General features: G+C 72.6%; 8 protein-coding genes and 1 pseudogene. 5 read left to right on the top strand and 4 right to left on the bottom strand.

Translation table 11 applies throughout. The annotated features are described in order from the left end of the window. From KPF47_RS18125 to KPF47_RS18110, 4 genes and pseudogenes are all read left to right on the top strand, one after another. A pseudogene (locus KPF47_RS18125) lies at positions 1–765 on the top strand (RNA degradosome polyphosphate kinase); the annotation flags it as partial. Further along, entirely contained in the window at positions 765–1112 is a 348-nt protein-coding gene (locus KPF47_RS18120) for an NUDIX domain-containing protein (protein ID WP_224389908.1), read from the top strand. The pseudogene KPF47_RS18125 and the gene KPF47_RS18120, both read left to right, overlap by 1 nt. After that, a complete protein-coding gene (locus KPF47_RS40205) occupies positions 1064–1714 on the top strand; it encodes a histidine phosphatase family protein (RefSeq protein ID WP_224389907.1) in 651 nt (216 codons plus the stop codon). The genes KPF47_RS18120 and KPF47_RS40205 overlap by 49 nt, the downstream gene beginning before the upstream one ends. A 366-nt stretch (positions 1715–2080) precedes the next feature. Next, a complete protein-coding gene (locus tag KPF47_RS18110) occupies positions 2081–3013 on the top strand; it encodes an endonuclease domain-containing protein (protein ID WP_224386222.1) in 933 nt (310 codons plus the stop codon). Positions 3014–3447: 434 nt separating this feature from the next. On the opposite strand, the gene KPF47_RS18105 is transcribed toward KPF47_RS18110, so the two are convergent. From KPF47_RS18105 to KPF47_RS18090, 4 genes are all read right to left on the bottom strand, one after another. Further along, the gene (locus tag KPF47_RS18105; protein ID WP_224386221.1) at positions 3448–3906 is read right to left on the bottom strand and encodes an HU family DNA-binding protein; all 459 of its coding nucleotides are present in this window, start codon (positions 3904–3906) and stop codon (positions 3448–3450) included. 139 nt (positions 3907–4045) lie between these two features. Beyond that, on the bottom strand, positions 4046–4636 hold the full coding sequence (gene leuD, locus KPF47_RS18100; RefSeq protein WP_224389906.1) for a 3-isopropylmalate dehydratase small subunit: 591 nt from the start codon (positions 4634–4636) through the stop codon (positions 4046–4048). Positions 4637–4652: 16 nt separating this feature from the next. After that, on the bottom strand, positions 4653–6080 hold the full coding sequence (gene leuC, locus KPF47_RS18095; RefSeq protein ID WP_224386220.1) for a 3-isopropylmalate dehydratase large subunit: 1428 nt from the start codon (positions 6078–6080) through the stop codon (positions 4653–4655). A gap of 231 nt (positions 6081–6311) precedes the next feature. Next, positions 6312–7376 (bottom strand): IS630 family transposase, encoded by a 1065-nt coding sequence (locus KPF47_RS18090; RefSeq protein WP_255658826.1) that lies wholly within the window; start codon positions 7374–7376, stop codon positions 6312–6314. A gap of 68 nt (positions 7377–7444) precedes the next feature. Here KPF47_RS18090 and KPF47_RS18085 point away from each other — a divergent pair, with 68 nt between their 5' ends. Continuing rightward, entirely contained in the window at positions 7445–8131 is a 687-nt protein-coding gene (locus KPF47_RS18085; protein WP_224389959.1) for an IclR family transcriptional regulator, read from the top strand. The last annotated feature ends 189 nt before the right edge of the window (positions 8132–8320 follow it).

The raw sequence follows: 8320 nt of genomic DNA, 5'->3' as shown, positions 1-8320 counted from the left end.
TGCAAGACCTGCCTGGTCGTGCGCCAGGAGGGCTCGGAGATCCGCCGCTACTGCCACATCGGCACCGGCAACTACAACCCGAAGACCGCGCGGCTCTACGAGGACGTCGGCGTGCTCACCGCCGACCCGACCATCGGCGCGGACCTCACCGACCTGTTCAACTCGCTCACCGGCTACTCGCGCCAGACCTCCTACCGCAGCCTCCTGGTGGCGCCCTACGGGATCCGCCGCGGCATCGTCCGGCGGATCGACGACGAGATCGAGGCCCACCTGTCCGGGGAGTCCGGCGCCCGGGTGCAGATCAAGGCGAACTCGCTGGTCGACGAGGCGATCATCGACGCCTGCTACCGGGCGTCGCAGGCCGGGGTGCCGGTCGACATCGTGGTGCGCGGCATCTGCGCGATCGTCCCCGGACGACCGGGGCTGAGCGAGAACATCACGGTCCGGTCGATCCTGGGGCCGTTCCTGGAGCACTCCCGCGTGCTGCACTTCGGCTCGGCCGACGAGTACTGGATCGGCTCGGCGGACATGATGCACCGCAACCTGGACCGCCGGGTCGAGGTGATGCTGCGGGTGGCCGACCCGAAGCTCGCCGACCAGCTCGGCGCGATGTTCGAGTCCTGCCTGGACCCGGCGACGCGCTGCTGGACGCTCGGGCCGGACGGCACGTGGTCGCCGTCGCCGGCTCCGGGGTCGGCGAACGTCCGGGTGCGCGACCACCAGGTCGAGATGATGAACTCCCGCCGCGGCAGCAGCGAGGACTGATGCTCTCCGAGCAGCTCCGGACCGACGGCGCCGAGGTCGACCCGGCGGGGATCGCCGACGTCGTCGCGGCCGGCACGGTGCCGTGGCGCCACGCCGACGACGGCACCCTCGAGGTGGCGCTGGTCCACCGCCCCCGCTACGACGACTGGTCCTGGCCCAAGGGGCACCAGGACCCGGGCGAGGCGTTGACGCTGACCGCACTGCGCGAGACCGCCGAGGAGGCACACACCTGGAGTGCCGCCTCGGCGCCCGGCTCGGTCACACCGCCTACTCGGTGCCCGGCAGGGGGCACAAGGTCGTGCACTACTGGGCCGCCGAGGTGGTCCGCGACCACGGCTTCACCGTGACCGACGAGACCGACGACCTGCGGTGGCTGTCCCGGGAGGAGGCCGCGGCGCTGCTCACCCGGCCCACCGACGCGGACCTGCTGGACCGGCTCGACCGGGTGGGGCCGCCGTCGTCGACGGTGGTGCTCGTGCGGCACGCCAAGGCGGGCAGCCGGGCCGCCTGGGAGGGCGACGACGACCTGCGCCCCCTGTCCGGCACCGGGTTCACCCAGGCCGACCGCCTCGCGGAGTTCCTCGCCCGGTTCGGCCCGGACCGGCTCGCGACCGCACCGCCGCTGCGGTGCAGCCAGACCATCGAGCCGTACGCGCGGACGAACGGCGCGGGCGAGCCGGACGTGGAGCCGCTGCTCGGTGAGCACGGCTACTGGGTCTCCCCCGCCACGGGTCTGCGGCGCTTCCGCGAGCTGGCGGCGCAGCCGGGCGTGACACTGCTGTGCAGCCAGGGCGGGGTGATCCCGGACGTCGTCGGGCACCTGCTCGCCGCCACCGGCCGCTCCGCCGACCCGGACCTGCCCTCGCACAAGGCCAGCACCTGGGTGCTCGGGTTCGACGCCGCGGGCGGGCTGCTGTCCGCCGACTACTACCGCCGCCCGCCGGCCTGATCCGCCGCGCCGTCCCGCACCTCCCGCCTCACTCCCCGCACCCCGCCACTCCCCGCACCCCGCCACTCCCCGCCGCACCCCGCACCCCGCACCCCGCTACTCCCCGCGCTCCCGCACCCCGCTACTCCCCGCGCTCCCCGCCGCTCCCCCTCGCACCCGCACGCGCACCCGCCACCGGTGGCCCCGGCCCGTGCCCGGACCGCTCCTCGATCAGTACCTGAGGGCTGTTCGGCCCCGGGCCGGCAGCACTGATGCACTGATCGAACGAGGTCCTGCGGAGTGCCCTCCCGGCGGCGGAGTGTGCGATCGCGAACGGGCGCGCCGGTTCCGGCCCGGCGGGCGTCGGCGGGGGTGCAGGGTGCGCGGGTGGAGGAGCCGTTCCGGGGGTCGGAGGCCGTCGCGCGCGGGATCGTCACGCCCGCGCGGCTGCGCGGGCCACGGTTCGTGCGTCTGTTCCCCGACGTGTACGTGTCCGCCGCGGTCCCCCTGACACCGGTGCTCCGGGCCCGGGCCGCATCGGTCTACGCCGGCCCCCTCGGCGCGGCGTCGGCCTGGTCGGCGGCCGAGATCCTCGGCGCGTCCTGCGGGCCCTGGACGGCGCCCGCCGAGCTCGTCGCGCCACGGCGCATCCGGCCCCGCCCGGACCTGCTCGCCCACCAGGGCACACCGCTCGAACCCGGTCTCTGCGACGGCGTCCGGGTCACCTCGCCCCGTGCCACGGCGTGGGAGCTGTGCCGGCGGCTCGAGATCGTCGACGCCGTCGTCGCCCTCGACACGCTCGCCGCCCGGGGACGGGACCGGCCGGTGTTCGTCCGGGTGCGGGGCACGCCGGCACCCGAGCAGCGGAAGCTGTCCCGGATGACGGCGCCCTGCCCCGGCTTCGACCCCGCCGATCTGCTGGTCCTGCGGTCGCTGTACCCGCACGTGCGGGGCTCGGCCCGGCTGGACCGGGTGGTCGCACTCTCCGACCCGCGGGCGGAGTCCCCGCCCGAGACCCGGCTACGGCTGTTGCTCGTGCTCTCCGGGCTCCCGGTCCCGCAGGTCCAGTTCCCGCTGTACGACGGCCGGGGCCGCCCCTGGGTGCGGTTCGACCTCGCCTACCCCGACGCCCTGCTCGCGATCGAGTACGACGGCGCCCAGCACGACGACCCGCTCGACCGCGTCCGCGACACCCGCACCGCGGCGCTGGGATGGCAGACCCTCCGGATCACCGCCGACGGCCTCACCCGCAATGCCCGTCGCACCGTCCGAACGGTCCACGCCCTGCTCATCCAGCGGGCTCACCTCGCCTCCCGCTGACCCGCACCGGCGTCGCGCCACCGATCCCGGCGACTCCCCGCGCGACGTCCTCCCGACGCCGACCGCCTCCCCGCCCCGTCCCGCCCGCCCCACCGATGTCCCGCTCGTCCAGGCTCCGTCGATCAGTGCATGAGCGCTGTCCACACGGGTGCGGGCAGCGCTCATGTACTGATCGACGCGTGAGAAGTCCGGGCGCGGACCGGGTGCGAGTGGGACGAGGCCCGCGGAGGGGGTGGAGTGCTCGCGGGGCGGGACGCGGGCATACGCCGCGACACCTGGCGGGCCGCTTCTGAGCCCCGGGGCGCCCACCGGCGGACACCGTCGATCAATACACCAACGCTGTCCGCACCCGGGGGAACAGCGCTCATGTACTGATCGATGCGCTCGTCGGCCTTGCTGGGCGGTGAGCACAGGGCAGCGGATGCGCCGAGCGGCTACTTCTCCGCAGCAGCCTTTCGTCGGGCCGGCTTCTTCGCCGAGGCAGCCGGCTTCTTCGCCGGCGCGGCCGGAGCAGCGGTCTCCGGCGGGACGGTCTCGCGGGGCGCAGTGCTGCGACCGTCGGCCGTCGCGGCCCGCTCGGCGCGGCGGGGGGCACTGGTCGCGTTGGCGGCGGCGGCCTCGCTGGCGGCGACCCGCTCCTTGAACGCCGCACCGGGCCGGAACGACGGCACCACCGTCTCGCCGACCGGCACCGTCTCCCCGGTGCGCGGGTTGCGGGCGGTGCGCGGAGCACGTCGCCGCGGCTCGAACACCCCGAACCCGGTCAGGGTGACGGTCTCGCCGCGGCCGACGGCGTCCACGACGACCTCGACCATCGCGTCGACGGCCGCCGAGGCGGCGCGACGGTCTCCGAGCCGGGCGGTCAGCGCATCGACGAGCTGAGCCTTGTTCATGGTCACGAAAGGTAAGGCTGCGTCCCTGCCGCGCACCAGATCCGGCAGGGGGTTCCGGGTCGCATACCCTCCATCAGTACAGGTCCGAACGAGTGATCACCGCGACATCTGTCGGACGACGGTGACCACCCGTGTCGGGTCAGACCGTCGTGCGGGGCATCCGGGCGGGCCGGGTTCCCTCGAACGCGGTGATCGCCTCCTCGTGCCGCAACGTGAGCCCGATGTCGTCGAGACCCTCACGCAGCCGCCACCGGGCGTAGTCGTCGATCTGGAACGGCACGGTGAGGTCACCGGCCTGCACGGTCTTCTCGCCGAGGTCCACGGTGATCCGCGTACCCGGCTCGTTCTCCAGCTTCTTCCAGATCAGCTCGACGTCGGGCTGGGCGACCTCGGCGGCGACCAGCCCGGCCTTCGCCGAGTTGCCGCGGAAGATGTCGGCGAACCGCGACGAGATGACGACGCGGAAGCCGTAGTCCATCAGCGCCCAGACGGCGTGCTCGCGCGAGGAGCCGGTCCCGAAGTCCGGCCCGGCGACGAGCACCGACCCGCGGTCGTAGGGCTCGGTGTTGAGCACGAACGACGGGTCCTGGCGCCAGGCCGAGAACAGCCCGTCCTCGAAGCCGGTGCGGGTGACCCGCTTGAGGTAGACGGCCGGGATGATCTGATCGGTGTCCACGTTGGACAGGCGCATCGGCACGCCGATCCCGGTGTGGGTCTCGAACTTGTCCATCAGCCCAGGTACTCCTTCAGTCCAGGTCTTCGGGGCTCGACAGGGTGCCGCGCACGGCGGTCGCGGCGGCGACCAGCGGCGAGACGAGGTGGGTGCGACCACCCTTGCCCTGGCGCCCCTCGAAGTTGCGGTTCGAGGTGGACGCGCAGCGCTCGCCGGGCGCGAGCTGGTCGGGGTTCATGCCCAGGCACATCGAGCAGCCCGCCGAGCGCCACTCCGCGCCGGCGTCGAGGAAGACCGTGTCCAGACCCTCCTCCTCGGCCTGGAACCGGACCCGCATCGACCCCGGGACGACGAGCATCCGCACGCCCTTCGCGACCGAGCGCCCGTTCAGGATCTCGGCGACCGAGCGGAGGTCCTCGATCCGGCCGTTGGTACAGGATCCGACGAACACCGCGTCCACGGGCACCTCACGCAGCGGGGTCCCGCCGGTCAGGCCCATGTAGGACAGCGCCTTCTCCACGGCGGCGCGCTCGCCGTCGTCGGTGATGGCGGCCGGGTCCGGCACGGACTCGCCCAGGGGCAGCCCCTGGCCGGGGTTGGTGCCCCAGGTGACGAACGGGGTGAGCGCGTCGGCGTCGATGTGCACGACCCGGTCGAACTCGGCGCCGTCGTCGGTGCGCAGGGTCCGCCAGTCGGAGACCGCGGCGTCCCAGTCGTCGCCGGTGGGGGCGTGGTCGCGCCCCTCCAGGTAGGCGAAGGTCGTCTCGTCGGGGGCGATCATGCCCGCCCGGGCACCGGCCTCGATGGACATGTTGCAGATCGTCATCCGGGCCTCCATCGAGAGGTTCTCGATGACGTTGCCCCGGTACTCCAGCACGTGGCCCTGACCGCCACCGGTGCCGATCCTCGCGATCACCGCGAGGATGACGTCCTTGGAGGTGACGCCCGGGCGCAGTGTGCCGTCGGCGCTGGTCACCTCGATCGCCATGGTGCGGAACGGCTTGAGCGGCAGCGTCTGGGTGGCGAGCACGTGCTCGACCTCGGAGGTCCCGATGCCGAACGCCATCGCGCCGAACGCGCCGTGGGTGGAGGTGTGGGAGTCACCGCAGACCACCGTGGTGCCGGGCTGGGTCAGCCCCAGCTGCGGGCCGACCACGTGCACGATCCCCTGCTCGGGGTCGTTCATCGGGTACAGCCGGACACCGAACTCCGCACAGTTGCGGCGTAGGGTCTCCACCTGGGTACGCGAGACCTCGTCGGCGATCGGGGAGAGCACGTCGAGGGTCGGGACGTTGTGGTCCTCGGTCGCGATGGTGAGGTCCGTCCGGCGGACCGGACGGCCGGCGAGCCGGAGCCCGTCGAACGCCTGCGGGCTCGTGACCTCGTGCACCAGGTGCAGGTCGATGTAGAGCAGGTCGGGCTCGTCGCCCTCGCCCTTGCGGACGAGGTGCCGGTCCCAGACCTTCTCGGCCAGCGTGCGCGGCTTCTCTGCGGTGGTCACGCCCGCCTCCTCTGTGATCTGATCGCGGTGGACTTCCCAGATCGTGGGAAGTTAGAGCGCCCGGCAAATGAGGTCGTGGGGGTGTCGTTGCAGGTAGAGGCACGGACCTGCAAGTGATCATGGGATTGCTGATGTCCTGATGGTCGCCTGGAGGGTCCGTGCCTCTACCTGCAACGACACCCCCACGACCTCATTTGCCGGGCGCTCTTTAGTATCGGAACGTGGGACAGTCTAGTGTCGCGTAAACGATGTTCTTTGACCGGGTCGGCAGTGGTTGAGTAGGTGGTCTGCGGGTTTGGTCCAGATGAACGGGTGGCAGCGTTCGTTCCAGCCGTCGATGAACCGGCCGATCGCGCCGATCAGTTCTCTGACGCTGCCGAAGCTGCCACGGCGAATGGCCTGGCGGGTGATGACCCCGAAAAAGACCTCGACCATGTTCAGCCACGATCCCGAGGTCGGGGTGAAGTGCAGGGTGATCCGCGGGTTGCGGGCCAGCCAGGCCTTCACTGCGGGGTGCTTGTGGGTCGCGTAGTTGTCCACCACCAGGTGCAGCTTGCGCCGCGGGTAGGCCTTCGCGACCTGCTTGAGGAACCGCAGGAACTCCTGATGGCGATGCCGCGGCAGGCACGCCTGCTCGACCCGCCCGGTCGCGACCTCTAACGCCGCGAACAGCGTGGTGGTGCCGTGACGGACGTAGTCATGCGTCCGTTTCTCCGGGATACCGGGCATGATCGGCAGGATCGGCGCTGTCCGGTCCAGGGCCTGGACCTGGGATTTCTCGTCGACGCAGAGCACGACGGCCTTGTCCGGCGGGTTCAGATACAACCCGACGATGTCGCGGACCTTGGCTTCGAGCTCGGGATCGGTGGAGAACTTGAACGTCTCGGACTTCCACGGCTGCAGCCCCCACCGCCGCCAAATCTTGCCGATCCACACGTGGGAGATCCCGAGCTCGGCACCGAGCAGCCGTGACGACCAGTGCGTGACTCCGAGCCGCTCAGGCGGCGGTTCCAGCGTGGCGAGCACGACCGCGACCTCGTCGATCACCGGCGGCCGGCCCGCCTTGGGCCGGTCGGCCAGCCCGGCGATCCCCTCAGCGGCGTAACGCTTCTTCCACCCGATCACCGTCGCCTTCGACGCCCCGACCAGTGTGACGATGTCCTTGACCGCCACCCCGTCCGCGGCCAGCAACACGATCCTGCCCCGTCGGGCCAGTCCCGCCGAAACCGACGAGGAACGCAGCCAGGACTCCAACACCTCGCGGTCGGCGGCCGGAACGTCCACGGTCACAGTCAACGGCACAGCTCATGATCCCGTAAACCAGCCCGTGAGTAAAGTAACCTAGTTACCGCAACACTAGCGGGATCGGCGTGCTCGACAAGGCCGTGGGGGTTCTCCGGGCGACGGCGGAGGGACCGTGTGGCCTGGCGGAGCTCTGTGAGCGCACGGGCCTGCCCCGGGCCACGGCGCACCGGCTCGCCGTCGGGCTCGAGGCGCACGGGATGCTGCTGCGCACCCCGGACGGGCGCTGGCACCCCGGCCCCACCCTCGGTCAGCTCGCGGGCGGGCGGCCGGACCCGCTGCTGGACGCCGCGGCCGCGGTCCTGCCGCGCCTGCGCGACATCACCGGCGAGAGCGTGCAGCTCTACCGGCGCGACGGGATCCACCGCATCTGCATCGCGCACGCCGAGCCGCCGTCCGGCCTGCGCGACACCGTGCCCGTCGGCTCCCGGTTGCCGATGACCGCGGGATCCGGGGCGAAGGTGCTCGCCGCGTGGTGCGACCCGGCCACCCAGCGCCTGATCCTCGCCGACGCGAGCTTCTCCGAGCGGGTGCTCGTCGACGTCCGCCGTCGCGGCTGGGCACAGAGCGTGGCCGAACGCGAGGCCGGCGTGGCATCGGTGTCCGCCCCGGTGCGCGACGCGGCGGGCCAGGTCGTCGCCGCGGTCTCGGTGTCCGGGCCGGTGGACCGCATCGGCCGCCGGCCGGGGGTCCGCTGGGCCGCCGACCTGCTCGCCGCCGCGGACGCCCTGCAGCACCGTCTCGCGTAGGGCCGCCGGCGGCCCCGCTCGGGATCCGGCCCCGCGTGCCGTGCGCCCCGCTCGTCCCGCGGCCGGGGCCGGGCCCGGCCGCTCCGGTGGGACCCAGTCGGTCGAGGTCGCGACGACCGGCTCCACTACCGTGTGGTGGTCCGGCACCGGGCCGGGCCCTTCGGACATGGTCGGCACACCGGGGAGACG

The organism is Pseudonocardia sp. ICBG1293 (genome assembly GCF_020131355.1).
Classification (GTDB): domain Bacteria; phylum Actinomycetota; class Actinomycetes; order Mycobacteriales; family Pseudonocardiaceae; genus Pseudonocardia.
Note: the sequence above shows the minus strand (reverse complement) of the source record. Positions and strands in the feature narration are given on the sequence as shown.

Coding starts and splice junctions, on each gene's coding strand:
- KPF47_RS18120 (WP_224389908.1), top strand. CDS start 765: ATGCTCTCCGAGCAGCTCCGGACCGACGGCGCCGAGGTCGACCCGGCG.
- KPF47_RS18105 (WP_224386221.1), bottom strand. CDS start 3,906: ATGAACAAGGCTCAGCTCGTCGATGCGCTGACCGCCCGGCTCGGAGAC.
- leuD (WP_224389906.1), bottom strand. CDS start 4,636: ATGGACAAGTTCGAGACCCACACCGGGATCGGCGTGCCGATGCGCCTG.